At 72.4% G+C, this 19,113-nt stretch carries 18 protein-coding genes and 1 pseudogene; 8 read left to right on the forward strand and 11 right to left on the reverse strand.

What is annotated here, in order from left to right; all coding sequences use genetic code 11:
• Positions 1 to 566: 566 nt before the first annotated feature.
• Positions 567 to 1,304, forward strand: a complete 738-nt coding sequence (locus ACFPFQ_RS47840) for a class I SAM-dependent methyltransferase (RefSeq protein ID WP_379629985.1) — start codon at positions 567 to 569, stop codon at positions 1,302 to 1,304.
• On the forward strand, positions 1,301 to 2,845 hold the full coding sequence (locus ACFPFQ_RS47845; protein WP_379629986.1) for a 1,4-alpha-glucan branching protein domain-containing protein: 1,545 nt from the start codon (positions 1,301 to 1,303) through the stop codon (positions 2,843 to 2,845). The genes ACFPFQ_RS47840 and ACFPFQ_RS47845 overlap by 4 nt, the downstream gene beginning before the upstream one ends.
• Here ACFPFQ_RS47845 and ACFPFQ_RS47850 read toward each other — a convergent pair.
• On the reverse strand, positions 2,800 to 3,645 hold the full coding sequence (locus ACFPFQ_RS47850; RefSeq protein WP_379629987.1) for a trypsin-like serine peptidase: 846 nt from the start codon (positions 3,643 to 3,645) through the stop codon (positions 2,800 to 2,802). The genes ACFPFQ_RS47845 and ACFPFQ_RS47850 overlap by 46 nt on opposite strands.
• A 153-nt stretch (positions 3,646 to 3,798) precedes the next feature.
• Between ACFPFQ_RS47850 and ACFPFQ_RS47855 the strand changes: the two genes are divergently transcribed.
• Positions 3,799 to 5,091, forward strand: coding sequence for a glycosyltransferase family 4 protein (locus ACFPFQ_RS47855; RefSeq protein ID WP_379629988.1), 1,293 nt, complete (start codon positions 3,799 to 3,801; stop codon positions 5,089 to 5,091).
• Here ACFPFQ_RS47855 and ACFPFQ_RS47860 read toward each other — a convergent pair.
• The 9 genes and pseudogenes from ACFPFQ_RS47860 to ACFPFQ_RS47900 form a co-directional block, all read right to left on the reverse strand.
• The gene (locus ACFPFQ_RS47860) at positions 5,069 to 5,236 is read right to left on the reverse strand and encodes a hypothetical protein (protein ID WP_379629989.1); all 168 of its coding nucleotides are present in this window, start codon (positions 5,234 to 5,236) and stop codon (positions 5,069 to 5,071) included. The genes ACFPFQ_RS47855 and ACFPFQ_RS47860 overlap by 23 nt on opposite strands.
• A gap of 86 nt (positions 5,237 to 5,322) precedes the next feature.
• The gene (locus ACFPFQ_RS47865; RefSeq protein WP_379629990.1) at positions 5,323 to 6,081 is read right to left on the reverse strand and encodes an acyltransferase; all 759 of its coding nucleotides are present in this window, start codon (positions 6,079 to 6,081) and stop codon (positions 5,323 to 5,325) included.
• Positions 6,082 to 6,518: 437 nt separating this feature from the next.
• Positions 6,519 to 7,154 (reverse strand): LuxR C-terminal-related transcriptional regulator, encoded by a 636-nt coding sequence (locus ACFPFQ_RS47870; RefSeq protein ID WP_379629991.1) that lies wholly within the window; start codon positions 7,152 to 7,154, stop codon positions 6,519 to 6,521.
• Positions 7,155 to 7,258: 104 nt separating this feature from the next.
• Positions 7,259 to 7,924, reverse strand: a pseudogene (locus tag ACFPFQ_RS47875) (response regulator).
• A 28-nt stretch (positions 7,925 to 7,952) separates the two neighbouring features.
• Entirely contained in the window at positions 7,953 to 9,131 is a 1,179-nt protein-coding gene (gene macS / locus ACFPFQ_RS47880) for a MacS family sensor histidine kinase (protein ID WP_379629992.1), read from the reverse strand.
• Positions 9,128 to 9,601 (reverse strand): hypothetical protein, encoded by a 474-nt coding sequence (locus ACFPFQ_RS47885; protein ID WP_379629993.1) that lies wholly within the window; start codon positions 9,599 to 9,601, stop codon positions 9,128 to 9,130. Before ACFPFQ_RS47885 ends, macS begins: the two co-directional genes overlap by 4 nt.
• A gap of 43 nt (positions 9,602 to 9,644) precedes the next feature.
• Positions 9,645 to 10,619, reverse strand: coding sequence for a class I SAM-dependent methyltransferase (locus ACFPFQ_RS47890; protein WP_379629994.1), 975 nt, complete (start codon positions 10,617 to 10,619; stop codon positions 9,645 to 9,647).
• A gap of 55 nt (positions 10,620 to 10,674) precedes the next feature.
• Entirely contained in the window at positions 10,675 to 11,454 is a 780-nt protein-coding gene (locus ACFPFQ_RS47895; protein ID WP_379629995.1) for an enoyl-CoA hydratase/isomerase family protein, read from the reverse strand.
• A gap of 20 nt (positions 11,455 to 11,474) precedes the next feature.
• A complete protein-coding gene (locus ACFPFQ_RS47900) occupies positions 11,475 to 12,239 on the reverse strand; it encodes an ABC transporter ATP-binding protein (protein ID WP_379630030.1) in 765 nt (254 codons plus the stop codon).
• 56 nt (positions 12,240 to 12,295) lie between these two features.
• Here ACFPFQ_RS47900 and glgX point away from each other — a divergent pair, with 56 nt between their 5' ends.
• The 3 genes from glgX (at position 12,296) to ACFPFQ_RS47915 (ending at position 15,136) form a co-directional block, all read left to right on the forward strand.
• Complete coding sequence (gene glgX, locus ACFPFQ_RS47905) at positions 12,296 to 14,350, forward strand: glycogen debranching protein GlgX (RefSeq protein ID WP_379629996.1); 2,055 nt, start codon at positions 12,296 to 12,298, stop codon at positions 14,348 to 14,350.
• A 40-nt stretch (positions 14,351 to 14,390) separates the two neighbouring features.
• Complete coding sequence (locus ACFPFQ_RS47910; protein ID WP_379629997.1) at positions 14,391 to 14,594, forward strand: FmdB family zinc ribbon protein; 204 nt, start codon at positions 14,391 to 14,393, stop codon at positions 14,592 to 14,594.
• Between the two features lie 203 nt (positions 14,595 to 14,797).
• Positions 14,798 to 15,136, forward strand: coding sequence for a hypothetical protein (locus tag ACFPFQ_RS47915; protein ID WP_379629998.1), 339 nt, complete (start codon positions 14,798 to 14,800; stop codon positions 15,134 to 15,136).
• Positions 15,137 to 15,245: 109 nt separating this feature from the next.
• Here ACFPFQ_RS47915 and glgP read toward each other — a convergent pair whose 3' ends face one another.
• On the reverse strand, positions 15,246 to 17,801 hold the full coding sequence (gene glgP, locus ACFPFQ_RS47920; RefSeq protein ID WP_379629999.1) for an alpha-glucan family phosphorylase: 2,556 nt from the start codon (positions 17,799 to 17,801) through the stop codon (positions 15,246 to 15,248).
• Positions 17,802 to 17,929: 128 nt separating this feature from the next.
• Here glgP and ACFPFQ_RS47925 point away from each other — a divergent pair, with 128 nt between their 5' ends.
• On the forward strand, positions 17,930 to 18,370 hold the full coding sequence (locus tag ACFPFQ_RS47925; protein ID WP_379630000.1) for a hypothetical protein: 441 nt from the start codon (positions 17,930 to 17,932) through the stop codon (positions 18,368 to 18,370).
• A gap of 53 nt (positions 18,371 to 18,423) precedes the next feature.
• Positions 18,424 to 19,101, forward strand: coding sequence for a TetR/AcrR family transcriptional regulator (locus ACFPFQ_RS47930; RefSeq protein WP_379630001.1), 678 nt, complete (start codon positions 18,424 to 18,426; stop codon positions 19,099 to 19,101).
• The last annotated feature ends 12 nt before the right edge of the window (positions 19,102 to 19,113 follow it).

Genomic DNA, 19,113 nt, shown 5'->3' on the forward strand with positions numbered 1-19,113 from the left:
CCATCGACGTTGCATCGATCCGGATCTGGCTACGCGACCCTGTTCCATGATCCACGGGACAGGCTCTAGTGCGGCGGCCACGAACGTTGCCGGGTTCATCGCGTGATCCAGGCGGCTCCTCGCGCCGGCCGCAGCTCATACCGGGGTATTCGCAAGGTCGGCAACGCCGCGAGGGCCGCCTGGGCGCGCGAGGGACCCGGTGGACGTTCGTGGTCGCCGCACCAGGCAAGGCCATGAGCCGAGCCCGCCGGGTCGCACCACTCCGGTTCAGGGTCTCGTCGAGGTACCTCATCCAGCCGTCGATGTGGCGACACTCGATGTCCTTCATCGCACGGACGCCGGGAATGGGCCTGCCCGAGCCAGGCGTCGAACTGTCGGACAGCCCGCCCGCACACGGTCCTGGTCTCTTCTGAGACCGTACCCAGCGTGAGATCCCACTATTCGGCCAGCTCGACAAGCTCATCCATCGGATCCCTCCTCGTCGATGGTTTCGTCGCCAACGAGCGCTGTGCGGAACCGGTCGAGGGCGGCACAACGTGAGCGACGAACCGATCGTCGCTGGTCACGTGGCTGATCTGTTGCTCACGGGTGAACGTACGCTCCCCGGCATCCCGGAGGAGAACTACTGGTTCCGCCGCCACGAGGCGGTCTACCTCGAACTCGCGCCGCGGTGCGCGGGCGCAGTGGTGCTCGAGGCCGGCTGCGGTGAGGGCTACGGCGCCGACCTGCTCGCGGGCGTCGCGAAGCGGGTGCTGGCGCTGGACTACGACCAGCCGACCGCCGAGTACGTGGCCCGCCGCTACCCGCGGATCGGCGTCGCGCGCACCAACCTCGTCGCGCTGCCCGTGGCCGATGCGAGCTGCGATGTCGTCGTGTCGCTGCAGGTCATCGAGCACCTGTGGGAGCAGGAGCGCTTCCTGCGCGAGTGCCACCGCGTCCTGCGCCCCGGTGGCGCGCTGCTCGTATCCACCCCGAACCGCATCACGTTCTCCCCCGGGCGCGACACCCCGCTCAACCCGTTCCACACGCGCGAGCTCGCGGGCGCCGAGCTGGGCGGGCTGATCGCCGACGCCGGCTTCACCGGCGTCGAGGTGCTCGGGCTCCACCACGGCCCTGCGCTGCGGGAGCTGGACGCCCGCCACGGTGGGTCCATCGTGGACGCCCAGGTGGCGGTGGCGCTCGACGGATCCGCCTGGCCGGCCGCGCTGCTGTCCGATGTGGAGTCGGTGACGAGCGCCGATTTCATGCTCTCCCCCGCCGATGTGGACACGAGCCTCGACCTGGTCGCGCTGGCCGTCCGGTGACCGGCGATCCGACGCTCGGGCAGGAGCCCGTCGGCACGTTCTGCCTGGTACTGCACAGCCACCTGCCATGGCTGGCGCACCACGGCCGCTGGCCGGTCGGCGAGGAGTGGCTCTACCAGTCGTGGGCGCACGCCTACCTGCCCGTGCTCGACGTCGTGCGGCGCCTCGCCGACGAGGGCAGGCGCAACCTGCTCACCCTCGGCGTCACGCCAGTGCTCGCGGCACAGCTCGACGACCCGCACTGCCTCACCGGGTTGCACCACTGGCTCGGCGGCTGGCTGCTGCGCGCCCACGACGCCGCACCCCGGCTGCCCGCGCTGGCCGCCCACGAGCACCGGCTCGCGAGCGCCGCGATCGCCGACTTCGAGACGCACTGGCGCCACGGGGCGTCGCCGATGCTGCGCGGCCTGTCCGACGAGGGCGTGCTGGAACTGCTCGGCGGACCGGCGACGCACCCGTTCGGGCCGCTGCTGAAGCCGGAGGTCCGCGCGTTCGCCCTGGAGGCGGGGCTGGCCGACGCCACGATCCGGCTGGGCTCCCGACCGTCCGGGATCTGGGCACCGGAGTGCGGCTACGAACCAGGGATGGAGCACGGCTACGCCGCGGCCGGGGTGGCCCGCTTCCTCGTCGACGGGCCCGCGCTGCACGGTGATACGGGGTTCGCCCGCACCGTCGGGACGTCGGACGTCGTGACGTTCGGCCGCGACCTCGACGTCACCTACCGCGTCTGGTCGCCGCGCTCGGGCTATCCGGGCGGTCGGGACTACCGCGACTTCCACACCTTCGACCACGAGTCCGGCCTCAAACCGGCCCGGGTGACCGGCCGGTCGGTGGCACCGCAGGACAAGCGGCCCTACGAGCCCGACCGGGCCGCCGCCGCGGTCGCCCGGGACGCCGCCGATTTCGTGTCAGTCGTCCGCAAACGGCTCGTCGACCTGCGTGAGCAGCACGGACGCCCTGCGCTGACCGTCGCGGCGTTCGACACCGAGCTCTTCGGGCACTGGTGGCACGAGGGTCCGGCGTGGCTGGAGGCGGTGCTGCGGGCGCTGCCGGCGGCCGGGGTGCGCGTCACCACGCTGCGCGGCGCCGTCGACGCCGGGCTGGTGGCCGGCCCCGTCGAGGTGCCACCGTCGTCGTGGGGCTCCGGCAAGGACTGGCGGGTCTGGGCGGGCGACCTGGTCAGCGACCTCATCGAGCTGAACGAACGGGTGCAGAAGACGCTCATCGACGCCGCGCCTGCCACCGGGGCGGTGGCGGACGCGCTGGCCCAGGAGGCGCTGCTGGCGCTGTCGAGCGACTGGGCGTTCATGGTCAGCAAGGACTCGGCGGCCGGCTACGCGCGGGAGCGGGCCCACGGCCACGCCGCCCGCGTCGAAGAGCTGGCGGCACAGCTGCGAGCCGGCCACACCCGTCCCCGACCGGGCCCACCCGTGCCGTTCGGTCACATCCGGCTCAGCGCACTGCCGGCCACCTCGCGGTGGTCGGCGCGCGGCGCTCAGTCGAGCCGAGCGAGCAGCCCCGCGACGTCGGGACCGAGGTAGGTGGCATAGGAGACGTCAGGGGTGCTGCCGCCCTGCTCGTAGCCGCCCGTCACGCCGATGACCTGGTCACCGTCGCGCACCCACGGGCCACCGCTGACGCCGTCGTAGAGGCCGAGCGCGTCGAGCTGCAACTGGTGCTCGGACGGCTGCGAGGTGGTGCCCGCACGGATGGTCGGCGCCTCGTCGGTGTCGGGGAGCCCGTAGACCTCCACGTTGTTGACCGCACCCGGGTCGGTGGCCAGCCGGAACGCGCCGGTGACCGCCTCGATGGGCGGCGAGTCCGGCCTGCTGACCGTCAGGAACGCGACGTCGGCCTCGACGTCGGCGTCGGCGACGAACCGCGGATCGACGGCCGCGGCGGTGACCGTCCAGGCCCCGAACGGCGCCACGCCGTCGGAGTAGCCGGGCACGAAGAGCATGCCGGTGCGCGGCGGCGTGCCGTCGCCGTCGGTGACGCAGTGCGCGGCGGTGATCAGGGTGTCACCGCGCGGGCTGTCGACCACCGACGCGCTGCAGAAGTGGGCGCCCAGCGCGTCCGGGGCGCCGTCGAAGAGCGCGCCAGCCGCCGACCAGCGCGGGGCCGGGGCCGCCGGGGTCGAAGCGGGCGACGGGGCAGCCTGCTGGGGCGCCACCGCGGTGGCCGCGGGCGCTCCCGCGGCAGGGGTCGCCTGCTGGGTGGCCGGCCGCGCCACCCCTGCGGTCGCTTCCACCTCCACCGGCGAGGTGGTGCGCACCAGTGCAACGGCGCCGAGTATCGCGACCGCGGCGACGGCCGCGACGATCCCTGTCCGCTTCTGCACTGCTACCTCGTCCCGGTCGTGATGCTCCCATGATCAGGGACGCCACGTCCGTGTCACCACTCGGGGGCCGCTCTTCACAGCAGGCCCACACGCTCTCGCACCAACTACCTACCCTTCGGTAACCCGATCGGGGGAGTTTGCGAGGATCAGTCGATGCGGGTGCTGATGGTCTCGTGGGAGTACCCCCCGGTCGTCATCGGCGGCCTGGGCCGGCACGTGCACGCCATCGCCACCGAGCTGGTCGCCGCGGGCCACGACGTCGTGGTGCTCTCCCGGCGCCCGGCGGGCACCGATGCCGAGACCCACCCCACGCTCGACGAGGTCGTCGACGGGGTCCGCGTGCTCGCCGTCGCCGAGGACCCGGCGCACCTGGAGTTCGAGCGCGACATGGTCGCCTGGACGCTCGCGATGGGCCATGCACTGCTGCGCGCGGCGCTGACCGGGCTGCTGCCCGGGTGGCGGCCCGACGTCATCCACGCCCACGACTGGCTGGTCGCGCACCCGTCGATCGCGCTGGCCGACATGCTCGATGTGCCGCTCGTCGCCACCCTGCACGCCACCGAGGCCGGCCGGTACGCGGGCTGGCTGTCGTCGCCGCTGTCCCGCCAGGTGCACTCGGTGGAGTGGTGGCTCGCCAACCGGGCCGACGCGCTGATCACCTGCTCGGCCGCCATGCGCGATGAGGTGGCCGAGCTCTTCGAGCTGGACGCGGCGCCGATCACGGTGCTGCACAACGGGATCACGCCCCGGCAGTGGCGGGTGGCGCCCGCCGACGTCGCCGCGGCCAGGGCGCGGTTCGCGCCTGCCGGCGTGCCACTGCTGCTCTACTTCGGACGGTTGGAGTACGAGAAGGGCGTGCACGACCTGATCGCCGCACTGCCGCGCATCCGGGCCGCGCACCCGGGCACCGTGCTGCTCGTGGCCGGCACCGGCACGGCTGCCGACATGCTGGTGACCACCGCCCGCACCCACCGCGTGCGGCGCAGCGTCCGGTTCCTCGGGCACCTGCCCGACGAGGACCTGACGGCCGCGTTGGCAGCCGCCGACGCCGTGGTGCTGCCGAGCCGCTACGAACCGTTCGGCATCGTCGCGCTCGAGGCCGCCGCCGCGGGGGCGCCGCTGGTGTCCTCGACGGCGGGGGGACTCGGCGAGGTGGTGCTGGACGGGGCGACCGGGGTGTCCTTCCCGCCCGGTGATGTCGAGGCGCTGGCCGTCGCCGTCACGTCGGTGCTGGCCGACCCCCGCGCTGCGGCCCGACGTGCCGAGGCGGCTCGCGGCAGGCTGGGGGCGGCGTTCGACTGGAGCGCGATCGCGGCGGGCACGGCGCAGGTCTACGCCCGTGCCGCCGTTCGCGGCCCGATCACGCTGGGCCGGCCCAAGATCCCGACCGGCAACGTGTTCGGCCGCGAGGAGGCGAAACCGCTCAGGCGGCGTCGCCGGTCATGAGCTGCTGCACGGCCACGGGGTAGTCGGCGACGAGCTGCTGGATCAGGTCGTCGCGGTCCTCCTCCACAGCCGCGTTGACCGCGGCGGTGTACTCCGCGTCGAGCGCGTCGAGCGCGTTGAGGCGGTGGACGGTGGCGTCCTTCATGATCGGGCACGTCCTCTCGGAGACGATGGTTCCTACACAGGTTCCAACGTCGTTCCGAGCGGCCGCGTTACCCAACCAGACCCAGCTCACATCGATTCAGTCCGTTCCAGGCTGCGCTGCACCGCCGCCGCGGTCTTCCGGGCGATGTCGGCGAGCGCGGCGCGCTCCTGCGCGGCCGCATCGTAATCGGCGCGGCGGTTGCGGACCACCCTCGCCGGCGCCCCGACGGCGATCGAGTACTCCGGGATGTCACCGCGCACCACGGCGTGCGCGCCGAGCACGGAACCGCGCCCGACGCGGGTGCCGCGCAGCACGCTGACCTTCGTGCCGACCCAGACGTCGGGCCCGATCCGCACCGGCGTCTTCACGATGCCCTGGTCCTTGATCGGGATGGTGACATCGGCGATGCGATGGTCGAAATCGGTGACGTAGACCCAGTCGGCGACGATCGTGGTGGCCCCGATCTCGATGTCGAGGTAGCAGTTGACCGTGTTGTCCTTGCCGAACACGACCTTGTCCCCGATCCGCAGCGACCCCTCGTGGCAGCGCAGCGAGTTGCCGTCGCCGATGTGCACCCAGCGCCCGATCTCCAGGCGCCCGTAACCGGCCCTGGCATGCAGCTCCACGCGCTTGCCGAGGAAGACCATGCCGCGCAGCACGACGTGCGGGTTGGCGAGCCGGAACCGCAGCAGGCGCAGGTAGCGCACGAGGTACCAGGGCGTGTAGGCCCGGTTGCGCAGCACCCACCGCAGCGACGCCATCGTCAGGAAGCGGGCCTGCTGCGGATCGCGACGGCCGGACCGACCCCACCTGTCCCGCAGCGGCGACCCCCACATGCTGGTCATGCACCTGACCCTATGCCGAGGTCCCCCACCGACCCGCCCCACCCGCGCCTGGCTCCCCCCACCCCCGCGAGTTGCGCCCAACCGTCCCGCGAGTTGCGCCCAAACGTCCCGCGAGTTGCGCCCAAACGCCCCGCGAGTTGCGCTCAAACGCCCCGCGAGTTGCGCGAGCGTCTCGGGTGCAATTGCGCTCAGCTGGTCGAGCGATACCACTTCGGCGTGAGGGAACATGAGATCACCGCGTTGGGCAGCCCAACTCGCGGGACGTTCTGACCAACTCGCGGGGCCGTTGAGCGCAACTCGCGGGACGTTCTGGCCCAACTCGCGGGGCCGTTGAGCGCAACTCGCGGGACGTTCTGGCCCAACTCGCGGGGCCGTTGAGCGCAACTCGCGGGACGTTCTGGCGCAACTCGCGGGGCCGTTCGTCCCGACTCGCGGGGTCAGGCCAGGCCCTGTTCGATCGCGTAGCGGACGAGGGCGGCGCGGTTGGGCAGTCCCAGCTTGCGCAGCAGGTGCTGCACGTGGTTCTCGACGGTGCGGGGCGACAGGACCAGCCGGGAGGCGATCTGCCGGCCCGTCAGGCCCTCCACCACCAGCCGCAGCACGTCGGCCTCGCGATCGGTCAGCCGCGCGGCCGCCTCGGGCCCGCTGAGCCGCCCGTGCGCCTCCAGCACGACGTCGGCGAGCCCCGGGCTGAAGACGGCCTCCCCCGCCGCCACCCGACGGACGGCGGCGACCAGCCTGGTCGCCCCGGCCGACCACACCAGGAACCCGGCGGCGCCCGCGCTGACGGCGGCGAGCACCGCGGCGTGGTCGGCGTGCGCGGAGACAGCGAGGACCGGTGTGGGCGGCAGGACGTCGGCGACGGCGGCGATCGCGGCCGACCCCTCGGCCCCCGCCGTGTCCAGGTCGACGACGGCGACGTCCGGGCGGTGTCGGCCCACGAGCCGCGCCGCCTCGACCGCCTGCGTCGCGCGGCCGACCACCGTGACGTCGGCCATCCCGAGCGCCTCCGCGGTACGCGCGGCTCCGGAGCAGACGAGCACGACCGTCACCGCAGCCGTCGACTCGGCCATCCGCCCCCCGCCCGTTGCGATCTTGTCCGGAATACTCCCGGAGTCGACGGCCCGGCGAACCTGTCTGGGGCAGGCACCACCCGGACGGCTGATCAAGATCACTGTCAGTCGTCGTCGGCGAGGCCCTGCTCGATGGCATAACGGACCAACTGGGCGCGGTTGTGCAGCTGCAGCTTGCGCAGCGTGTTCTGCACATGGCTCTCGACGGTGCGGTGCGACAGCACGAGCCGCTCCCCGATCTGCTTGGCCGTGAGCCCCTTCGCCACCAAGCGCAGCACCTCGGTCTCCCGGTCGGTGAGCACCGGGACGGCCGGCTGGCCCGGTGCCGCGGCCGGTTCCCCGGCGAGCCTGCGGAACTCGCCGAGCACCAGCCCGGCCAGCCCGGGCGTGAACACGGGGAACCCGTCGGCGGTGCGCCGCACGGCCGCGATGAGCTCCTCGACACCGGCCGATTTCACCAGGTACCCCGTGGCGCCCGCCTAGACCGCGTCGAGGACGTCGGTGTGCTCGCCGCTCGCCGACAGCACCAGGATCTTCGTGGCCGGCTGCTTCTCGAGGATGCCCTCGATGGCCGTGACGCCGGACGTCTCGCCGAGGTGCAGGTCCATCAGCACCACCTGCGGCCGGGTCGCGTGGGCGATGCGGACGGCCGCAGCGGCGTCGGCGGCGGTCGCCACCACCTTGAGCCCGCGCTCGGTGAGGTCGCGGGCGACGCCTTCGCGCCACATCGGGTGGTCGTCGACGACCATCACCGTGATCTCGTCGGTCATTGGTGCGTCTCCCGTTGGTGTTGCACGCTCAGGCCCGGTCCTGCCGAGCCAGCCGGATGATCCATTCGGTGCCGCGGTCCGGTCCGGTGTCACAGTCGATGGTGCCGCCCAGATCGTGCACCCGCCCCCGCATCGAGCGCGCCACCCCGAGCCGCCCCTCGCCCGCGGCCGCGTCGAGCCGCCCCGCCGGGATCCCGGGCCCCGCGTCGCGCACGCTGATCTCGACGCCGTGGACACCGGCGTCCATCGTGACCTCCTCGAGCAGGATCCACGCCGGCGCCTCCGGCCCGACGTGCAGCGCGACGTTCGCGAGCGCCGCCCCCACCACCGCCACCAGCTCGTCGGCGGCGTGGGCAGGCAGCTCCACCCGATGTGCGGGCGTGGAGACGCTGATCCGGGACGTGCCCAGCATCCGCAGCGCGGCCGCGAGATCGCGCCGTCCGTTGAGGTCGACGGGCGCCGGACCCGTGGTGAGCAGCGACCGCAGCGCGTACTCCTGCTCGCCCGCCAGCTTGCCGAGCTCCCCGGCGGCACCGCCGAGCTCGGCTCCGTGGCGCCGGACGTAGCCCAGCACCTGCAGCACACCGTCGTGCACCGCCCTGGCCAGCCGTTCGCGCTCCATCATCGCGGCCTCGTGCATGATCGCGCGGCGCAGCCGGTCCCCGGACCGGCGCAGCACCATCGACGCGAACCCGATCGTGAGCCCGACGAGCACGAGCAGCTGGATGTCGCCCAGCTCCGTCACGACCTCCGCCTGCACCGCCACCAGCACGACCGACGTGGCGATAGCGGCCCCGAGCCCTCCCGGGATCCCGAACGCGAGCGCGCACGCCAGCACGCCGCCCGACGTCCAGATCGAGCCCATGACGGGCGCGTCGGCGTTGATCTGGGCCACCGTCTGCACGAGCGGCGTGGTGGCCATGACCGCCGCGGTGACGACGGCGTCGGCGAGCGCGACGCGACCGCGCCGGTCGCGGGCGGTGGCGGCGGACGGGAAGTAGACGTAGCCGGTGAGCACCGTCCAGGTGGCCATCACGGCCAGCACCCCGACGGCACCGGCGGGCGAGGCGTAGGACTGCAGGTTGGCCAGCGTGACGACGATCGCGCTGATCAGCGTCAGCACGCGGTAGACCATCAGCCCGCGCCACAGCGGCTCGAGCGGCTGCTCCATGTCGGCGGTCGAGAGCCCCGGGCCGGGTGCCGTCACCGCAACGGCTTCCGTTCGCCCTCGGGCCACACGCACGGTCCCTCGACGTTCAGGTCGCCCCCGGCCTGCGCGGTGATGCGGCGCCCGTCGGGGTTGGTCGCCTCCAGCCCACCGGCGGGACGCTCCACGTACCAGCCCCTGGCCGCCAGCCCCGCGGCGACCGCGTCCAGGTCGCTCGGCGCCCCGGCGGCCATCGGCTCGAGCCCCGAGAGCAGCACGTGCGGGCGCACCTTGCCGTTCGCGGGTGCCCCGTCGACGCCGAACCACGAGCACGGCACGTCGGGTCCGGGTGCGGCGGCCACCCCGGGCAGTGCCGACACGTCCCGCTCCAGCGACGCCCGGACCTGCGCCACCGTCTCGGTGGGGCGCGACTGCACGGCGAGGAGGACGGCGAACGCCGCCAGCACGGCGGCGAGTGCGGCCACTGAGATCGTCAGTGTCCGGCGCACCACCAGTCGGGTCGGGGTCATCTGGCCATCGTCGCGCGTCACCGGCGGGATCGAATCGGTAGGACTACGTGGCCGTGTCGGTGGGCCGCGCCTTGGTGCCGGTGACGAGCGCGTTGTAGAACCAGCCGCGCGGAACCACCCGCGACAGCACGTTCTCGTCCAACCAGGACAGCCGCTGCCAGCTGCGGTAGGCGAACATCGCCCAGCCCATGCCGAGCTTGCCGGCGGGAACGGCCGCCTCGAACGTGCGCACCGGCCAGCCCAGCATCGCGGCGCTGAACTCCTCGGTGCGCACCTGCGCGTCGCGCGCGCCCGCCCGCTCGGCCATGGCCTCCAGCTCGTCGGGGTCGAAGACGTGGATGTCGACGACCGCCTCCAGCGCCGCGGCCCGTGACGACTCGTCCAGCTCGGCCTGCGGACGTCGCCAGCTCGCCAGCAGCGGCAGCTTCGTGAGCTCGGTGGTGGCCTTCCAGGTCAGCGCGCCCAACCGGCGGGCGTAGAGGTCGCCGATCTTCGTGGGCTCGCCTGCGAACACGAACCGGCCACCGGGCTTGAGCACCCGCAGCACCTCGCGCAGCGCCAGCTCGACGTCGGGGATGTGGTGCAGCACGGCGTGGCCGACCACCACGTCGAACGTGTCGTCCTCGTACGGGATGCGCTCGGCGTCGGCGACCCGGCCGTCGACATCGAGGCCGAGGTGCTCGGCGTTGCGCAGCGCGGCCTGCACCATGCCGGGCGACAGGTCGGTGACCGAGCCGGACTTCGCCAGGCCCGCTTGCATCAGGTTGAGCAGGAAGAACCCGGTGCCCGACCCGAGCTCCAACGCCCGCTCGTAGGGCCAGTCGTGATCACCCGCGACGAGCCGGAACCGGTCGGCGGCGTAGGTGATGCAGCGCTCGTCGTACGAGATCGACCACTTCTCGTCGTAGGAGCCCGCCTCCCAGTCGTGGTACAGCACGTTCGCCAGCTTGCGGTCGTGGCGCGCGGCCTCCACCTGCTCGGCGGTGGCGTGCGGGTTCGGGGCCGGGTCCGTACTCATGGGTAGCAACCCTAGACCGCCGCACCACCAGCCGCGACGACGCCGGACGTGGCGTTCACCGCCCGACGAACTTCGCCTTCCCCGGCCCGTTCTCGACGAACGAGGTGAGGCCGGTGCGGCCGTCCTCGGTGGCGAAGAGCGCCGCGAAAGCGTCGGCCTCGATGTCGAGACCGGTGCGCAGGTCGACGTCCAGGCCGCCGTCGATGGCGCGCTTCGCGGCAGCGAGCGCGGCAGCGGGCCCGTCGACGAACTGCTCGGCCCAGCGCCGGGCCGCGGCGTAGACGTCGTCGGGGGCGACGACCTCGTCGACGAGCCCGATCGCGAGCGCCTCGTCGGCCTTGACCATGCGGCCGGTGTAGATCAGGTCCTTGGCGCGGGACGGCCCGACGAGCCGGGCCAGCCGCTGCGTCCCACCGCCACCGGGGATGACGCCCAGCAGGATCTCGGGCTGGCCGAGGCGGGCGTTGTCGCCGCAGATGCGCCGGTCACAGCTCAGCGCCACCTCCATGCCGCCGCCGAGGGCGTAGCCGGTGATGGCGGCGACCGTCGGCTTGGGGATCTCCGACATCGACCCGAAACAGGCGTTGAGCCGGCGCGCGACGGCCGACATCTCCGCGGGCGGCATCGCCGCCATCTGCTTGACGTCGGCGCCCGCGGCGAACACCTTCTCGCCGCCGTAGACGATCACCGCACGGACGTCGGCACGGCGGGTGGCCTCCTCGGCGCACTCCTTGAGCTCCTCCTGGACCTGCCGGCTGAAGGCGTTCATCGGGGGCCGGTCCAGCCGGATCGTGCCCACGCCGCCGTCGACCTCGAGCTTCACGAATTCGGTCACAGGTCGGACTCTAGTAGTCCTCAGCGCAACCAGGCCGTGTAGCGCCCGCGGCGCCGTTGCACGGCCAGCGGGACGCCGAAGGTGGTGGTCAGGTTCTCGTCGGTGAGCACGTCGTCGAGCAGCCCCGCCGCCACCACACCGCCCTCGCGCAGCAGGATCCCGTGGCTGTAGCCGATCGGGATCTCCTCGACGTGGTGGGTGACCAGCACGGACGCCGGCGCATCCGCATCGGCCGCCAGCGCGGTGAGCCGCCCGACCAGGTCCTCGCGGCCACCGAGGTCGAGCCCGGCGGCCGGCTCGTCGAGCAGGAGCAGTTCGGGGTCGGTCATCAGCGCGCGGGCGATCAGGGTGCGCTTGCGCTCGCCCTCGGACAGCGTGCCGAACGTGCGCTCGCCCAGCCCCCGCACGCCCAGCGCGTCGAGCAGGTACTCGGCGCGCTCGGTGTCGGCGCTGTCGTACTCCTCGCGCCAGCGGCCCAGCACCCCGTACCCCGCGCTGACGACGACGTCGCGCACGATCTCCTCCGGCGGCACGCGCACGCCCAGCGCCGCCGAGCACAGCCCGATCCGGGTGCGCAGCTCGAAGACGTTGACCCGGCCGAGCCGCTCGCCGAGCACGTGCACTGTGCCTTCGGTGGGGTGCAGTTCCGCCGCAGCCATCCGCAGCAGCGTCGTCTTCCCGGCGCCGTTCGGTCCGAGCACCACCCAGCGCTCGTCGAGTTCGACGGCCCAGTTCACGTCGTGCAGCAGCGTGGAGGTGCCGCGGCGGACGGCGACCCCGTCCATGCGCACCACGAGGTCGGTGAGGTCAGGGGCGGGGTCGGTGAGGATGGACTCACGGGATGATCCAGGAGCGGCCACGGGGCCTATCCTCGCCGATCGTGTCTGTCTTCCCGCTGGGTGCCCATGCCGACACCGGTGGGGTCCGCTTCGCTGTCGCCTCCACCAGCGCCGACGCTGTCGAGGTGTGCCTCGTGGACGGCGCAGGCGCCGATCTGGTCGAACGCCGTGTGGAACTGCCCGACCGCACGTTCGGGGTATGGCACGGTCACGTTCCGGGGGTTCGGCCCGGCCAGCGGTACGGCTACCGGGTGCACGGTCCGTACCGTCCGTGGGAGGGGCTGCGCGCCAACCCGGCGAAGATCCTCGTCGACCCGTACTCCCGGCGCATCACCGGGAGTGTCACCGACCTGCTCGCGGCCCGCGGCTGGACCGAGGACCCGATGACCGGCCCGGCCAGCACGCTGGACTCGCTGGGGCACGTTCCGCTCTCGGTCGTCACCGCGCCGGACGTGCTCACCCCGGCCGACCGTCCGGACGTCCCGTGGTCGGAGACGGTGATCACCGAGCTGCACGTGCGCGGCTACACGATGCGCCACCCCGAGGTGCCGCCCGAGCACCGCGGGACCTACCTGGGGCTGGCCCACCCGGCCGTCCTCGCCCACCTCAAGCGCATCGGCGTCACGGCGGTGGAGCTGCTGCCGGTGTGCGCGATCGCCGACGAGCCGCCGCTGCTGGAGCGCGGCCTGAGCAACTACTGGGGCTACGCGACGCTCGGGTTCATGGCCCCGCACGCCGGCTACGCGAGCGTGCCCGGAGCGGAGATCGAGGAGTTCCGCACCATGGTGCGGGCGCTGCACGGCGCCGGCATCGAGGTGATCCTCGACGTCGTGCCCAACCACACCGCCGAGGGCGGGGTCGGGGGCACCACCATCAGCTACCGCGGGCTCGACGCACCCGCGTACTACTCGCTCGGGGGCAACGGCCACGACGCCGACATCACCGGCACGGGCAACACCCTCGACTCGGGCTCACCCACCGTGATCCGGCTGGTCTGCGACGCGCTGCGGCACTGGGTCACGACGTTCGGCGTGGACGGGTTCCGGATAGACCTCGCCAGCGTGCTGGGACGCCCCCGGTCGGGCACGTTCGACCCGCACGCGCCGCTGCTGACGGCCATCGCGATCGATCCGATCCTCTCGCGGGCCAAGCTGATCGCGGAGCCGTGGGACGCGACCGGTGAGGGCTACCGCGTCGGCGGGTTCGGCGTCGCGTGGTCGGAGTGGAACGGGCGCTACCGCGACGCCGTGCGGGACTTCTGGCGCGGCCACGGCGGGATCGGCGAGGTCGCCTCGCGCCTGACCGGAAGTTCGGACCTCTACAAGGTCTCGGGGCGACGGCCGTGGGCCTCGGTCAACTTCGTTACCGCGCACGACGGGTTCACCCTGCGCGACCTGCTCTCCTACGAGGGCAAGCACAACGAGGCCAACGGCGAGTCCAACCGCGACGGCACCGACGACAACCGTTCGCAGAACTTCGGCGTCGAGGGTGAGACGTCCTCCCCGGTGATCGTCGCGCGGCGGCTGGGCACGGCCCGCGCGCTGCTGGGCACGATGCTGCTGTCGACGGGCACGCCGATGCTCGTGGCGGGCGACGAGCGCTGGCGCACCCAGGGCGGCAACAACAACGCCTACTGCCGCGACGACGAGACGTCGTGGCTGGACTGGACCGACGGGCCGGAGGCCGAGGCGCTCACGGCGTTCACCGCGCGCGTCACGGCGATCCGCAGCGGCTCCCCCGCGCTGCACCGGGACCGCTTCTACCGCGACGGTGACGTCCTGTGGTGGCACCCGGCCGGGCGCCTGATCAGCGGCGGCGACTGGCACGACGCCGACCTGCACAGCCTGGGGCTGCTGCGCGGCGAGTGGTTGCTGCTGCTGCACGCGGGCACCGACGCGATCCCCGCCACGCTCCCGCCCGACGGCACGTTCACCACGGTGCTCGACAGCACGCGCCCCGACGGCGCGCCTGCCGGCTGTCGTCCCCTCCCGGGCGCGACGACCATCACGCTCGCGCCGCGCTCCCTGCTCCTGCTGCGCCACACCCCAGCCGGCTGACCGGGGCCCATCACCGCGGCGGGACGCGTAGTCTCCTCCCGTGCCCCGCTACGACTTCCGCTGCCGCGAATGTTCGGAGACCTTCGAGGTCAGCCGCCCCATGAGCGCTTCGAGCGAGCCTGCGCGCTGCCCGGAGGGCCACGCCGACACCGTCAAGCTGCTCACCACGGTGGCGGTCGGCGGGATGAGCGGCGCCCCGCCCGCGCGGGCCGGTGGTTGCTGCGGCGGCGGGTGCTGCTCGTAGGACCGTTCGGGCCCGTCTGTCCGGGGGAATCCCGATTCGACGGTCCCTCGGATGGCCGAAAGGTGACCACCGGTTGTCGGAAGAGTGACATCGGTGGCCCCTGAAATGCCGCCATCGGTGGATGGCCCTATTCTCGCCCCCTGCCGTGCGGCCACGTCCGACGTGGGCGTGGCGAGCCGGCTTTGAGGAACGAGGGGACAAGCATGAGCGACACGGTTCAGGTCGGCGGTAGCCTGTCTGGCGACCAGCGCATCGACTCCGAGAACGGCCAGTACCACTTCGGTGTGCTGCCGGACGGCAACCTCGCGGTCGGTGGCCCGGACGGCGCCGAGTGGGATGCCGACATCCACGACGCCCCGGGTGCGCGCCTCGACGTGCAGGCCGATGGCAACCTGGTCCTCTACAAGGAGGACGGTGGCGTGCGCTGGGCGTCCAACACCTCGGGCACCAACGCGTACCTCAAGGTCCAGGACGACCGCAACGTCGTGCTCTACAACGGTGACGGTGCCGTTCTCTGGTCGCCGAACAGCTACAACAAGTAGCTCGTCCGGCTCCGCCCGCATTGCAGGAAGGCCACCTTGCCGCAAGATCCTTGCGGGAAGGTGGCCTTCCTGACGTTCCGGACCCGATGCCGGTGTGACGCTGCGTGCGCTACCCGGCCAGCACGACCTTGCCCAGCTCCGCCGCCGAGGCCAGCAGCGGGTGGTGGGGAAGCACGCGCACGGTGTAGCCGGTGAGCCCGGCGTACGGCAGCGGGACGACGGCCTCGAACCGGTCGCCGTCGCCGTCGGCGCTGCCCACGTGCTGCATCGCCACGGTCTCGGCGTCGCGCAGGTCGTCGGTCTCGTCGACCTGGCCCACCACGGCCTGCACCACGACGTCGTCGGGGCTCAGCCCGGCGAGCGCCACCGACGCGCGCACCGTCATCGGCGCGCCGACCACCGGCGTGTCGGGCAGCCCGGACGCGTCGACGCCGAGCACCGCGACGCGCGTCCACGCGCTGTTGAGCCGCGCCCGGTAGGCCGCGACCTCCTTGGCACCCGCGAACCCGTCGGCGATGACCCCCGCGGCCGCACGCGCGGCGGGCGCGTAGAGGTTCTCCGCGTACTCGCGCACCATCCGCGTGGCCTGGACCTGCGGGCGCAGCGTGGTGAGCGTGTGGCGCACCAGCTCGACCCAGCGGCTCGGCACGCCCTCGTCGGTGCGGTCGTAGAACGCCGGGCCCACCTGCGTGGCCAGCAGCTCGTAGAGCGCGTTGGCCTCGAGGTCGTCGCGGCGCGTGGGGTCGTCGATGCCGTCGGCGGTGGGGATGGCCCAGCCGTTGGAGCCGTCGTAGAGCTCGTCCCACCAGCCGTCGCGGATCGACAGGTTGAGCCCGCCGTTGAGCGCCGACTTCATCCCGGACGTCCCGCAGGCCTCCAGCGGGCGCAGCGGGTTGTTCAGCCAGACGTCGCAGCCCCAGTAGAGGTAGCGGGCCATGGACATGTCGTAGTCGGGCAGGAAAACGATGCGGTGGCGCACGGCCGGGTCGTCGGCGAACTGGACGATCTCCTGGATCAGCGCCTTGCCGCCGTCGTCGGCCGGGTGGCTCTTGCCCGCCACCACGAGCTGCACCGGGCGGTGCGGATCCAGCAGCAGGTCGCGCAGCCGGTCCTTGTCGCGCAGCATCAGGGTGAGCCGCTTGTAGGTGGGCACGCGGCGCGCGAAGCCGACGGTGAGCACGTTCGGGTCGAAGACGTGGTCGGTCCACGACAGCTCGGGAACCGACGCGCCGCGCTGCAGCCACGCCTCGCGAACGCGGCGGCGCACCTCGTCGACGAGCCGGGCGCGCAGCCCGTTGCGCAGCTGCCAGAGCGTGTCGTCGGAGACGTCGGCGGTGCTGCCGTCGGGCTCCCCGATGAGCTCGGTGACCTCGCGGGCCTCCCAGGTGGAGCCGTGCACGCCGTTGGTGACCGAGCCGATCGGCACCTCGTCGGTGTCGAAGCCCTCCCAGAGGCTGCCGAACATGCCGCGCGAGACCGCACCGTGCAGCTTCGAGACACCGTTGGCCCGCTGGGCCAGCCGCAGCCCCATGTGGGCCATGTTGAACATGCTGGGGTTGGCCTCGGAACCCAGAGCGAGCACGCGGTCGGTGGGCACTCCGGGCAGCAGCTGCGGGGTGAAGTAGTGCTGCACCATGTCGACGGGGAACCGGTCGATGCCGGCGGGCACCGGGGTGTGGGTGGTGAACACGGTGCCGGCGCGGACGGTGGCGACTGCCTCGTCGAAGGAGAGGCTCCCGCCGGCGGAGCCGGCAGTGAGTCCCAGCCCGGACAGCTCCCGGATGCGCTCGAGGCCGAGGTAGCCCGCGTGGCCCTCGTTGGTGTGGAAGACCTCGGGCTGGGGGTGCCCGGTGATGGCGCAGAACGCGCGCACCGCGCGGACCCCGCCGATGCCGACGAGGATCTCCTGCCGGATGCGGTGGTCCTGGTCGCCGCCGTAGAGCCGGTCGGTGACGCTGCGCAGGTCGGGCTCGTTCTCCTCGATCTCGGAGTCGAGCAGCAGCAGCGGGACGCGTCCGACGGCCGCCTGCCACACCCGTGCCCGCAGCGTGCGCCCGGCAGGCATGGCGACCTCGATGAGGATGGGCTCGCCGTCCGCGCCCGTGAGCAGCTGCAGCGGCAGGCCCTGCGGGTCGAGCACCGGGTAGGTCTCGAGCTGCCAGCCGTCCAGCGAGAGCGACTGGCGGAAGTAGCCCGAGCGGTAGAGCAGGCCGACGCCGATCAGCGGCAGCCCGAGATCCGACGCCGCCTTGAGGTGATCACCCGCCAGCACGCCGAGGCCGCCCGAGTAGTTGGGCAGCACCTCGGAGACGCCGAACTCCATCGAGAAGTAGCCGATGGCGGCCGGCAGCGTCGGGTCGTCCTCGCGCTCGGTCTGGTACCAGCGCGGCTGGGCCAGGTAGGTGGCGAGGTCGTCGGCGAGCTCGCGGACGGTCACGACCGTCTCGGCGTCGGCCGCGAGCTCCGCCAGCCGCCCGGTCGAGATCTCGCCGAGCAGCCGGACGGGATCCTGGCCGGCCCGCTCCCATGCCTTCGGATCGAGCGTCGCGAACAGGTCATGGGTGGGCGCATGCCAGCTCCACCGCAGGTTCGTGGCCAACGTCTGAAGGGGGGCCAGCGACGCCGGCAGCTGGGCGCGGACGGTGAACCGCCGAAGAGCTCTCACGGGCAGAGAGCGTAGATGAATCGATGGCGGGATCGGTCAAGCAAGCCGTTCGCGTCTTACTTGAACGTGTTCAAGTCCCGTGCTAGCTTTCGTGCCGATACTTGAACACGTTCAATCTGGGAGCCGTCATGACCCTCACCGTCGCCATGTACCTGACCTACCTGCTGATCTGCGTGCCGCTCACGATCTGGGTCGCCACCACGCTCGGGCGCAACGGCAGCCTGTTCCTGCTCGACGTCTTCGCGGGCAACGCCGACCTCGCCGCGGCCGTCAACCGGCTGCTCGTCGTCGGCTTCTACCTGGTGACACTCGGCTTCATGACGCTGTTCCTGCGCGCCAGCAGCGAGGTGCAGAACCTGCAGTCCCTGATCGAGCAGCTCAGCGCGAAGCTCGGCGTGGTGATGCTCGTGCTCGGCGCGCTGCACATGATCAACGTGCGGGTGTTCACGTCGATGCGGCGGCGCCACCTCGACGGCGAGAACCAGCCGAAGGCCCCGTACTTCCCGCCGAACCCCGCCTTCAGCCCGAACCCCACCTTCAGCGCCGTACCGCCGACGACGACCCGATGAACCGCTCGACCACGACCGATGGCGGGTCGCCCGGCGCGGGTAGCCTGCCTGCCGTGCCAGAGCCGGCCAGCCCCAAGTCCGCCCGCGGCGAGCAGACCCGGGCCGCGATCGTGACGGCGGCGCTGGAACTGTTCCGCGAGCGCGGCTACGAGAAGACGACGATGCGGGCCATCGCCGATTCCGCGGGCGTCTCGCTGGGCAACGCCTACTACTACGTCGCCAGCAAGGAACACCTGATCCAGGCGTTCTACGACCGGATGCAGGTCGAGCACGAGGCGCAGGCGGCGATCGTGCTCGCCGACGAGACCACCTTCCTGCGCCGGCTGGCAGGCGTCCAGGAGGCGTTCTTCGACGTCGCAGCGCCCTACCACGAGTTCGCCGGCAAGTTCTTCAAGAACGCCGCGGAGCCCGCCAGCCCGCTCTCCCCGTTCAGCCCGGAGTCCGAGCCCGCCCGCGAGGCCAGCATCGCGATCTTCCGTCAGGTCGTGGTCGGTTCGGACCTCAAGGCGCCCGCCGCCATCCTCATCGAACTCCCGGAACTGCTGTGGCTGATGCACATGGGGTACGTCCTGTTCTGGGTGCACGACACCAGCGACGGGCAGCGGCGCACCCGGCTGCTCGTCCAGCGGGGAGGCGCACTTGTCGATAGGTTGGTACGGCTGACCCGCCTTCCCGGGGTACGCGGCGTCGCCGAGGACGTCATGGGACTCGTCCGAACGCTGAAGGCCTGATCACGTCCTGCT

This window comes from Pseudonocardia sp. GCM10023141 (assembly GCF_042653605.1).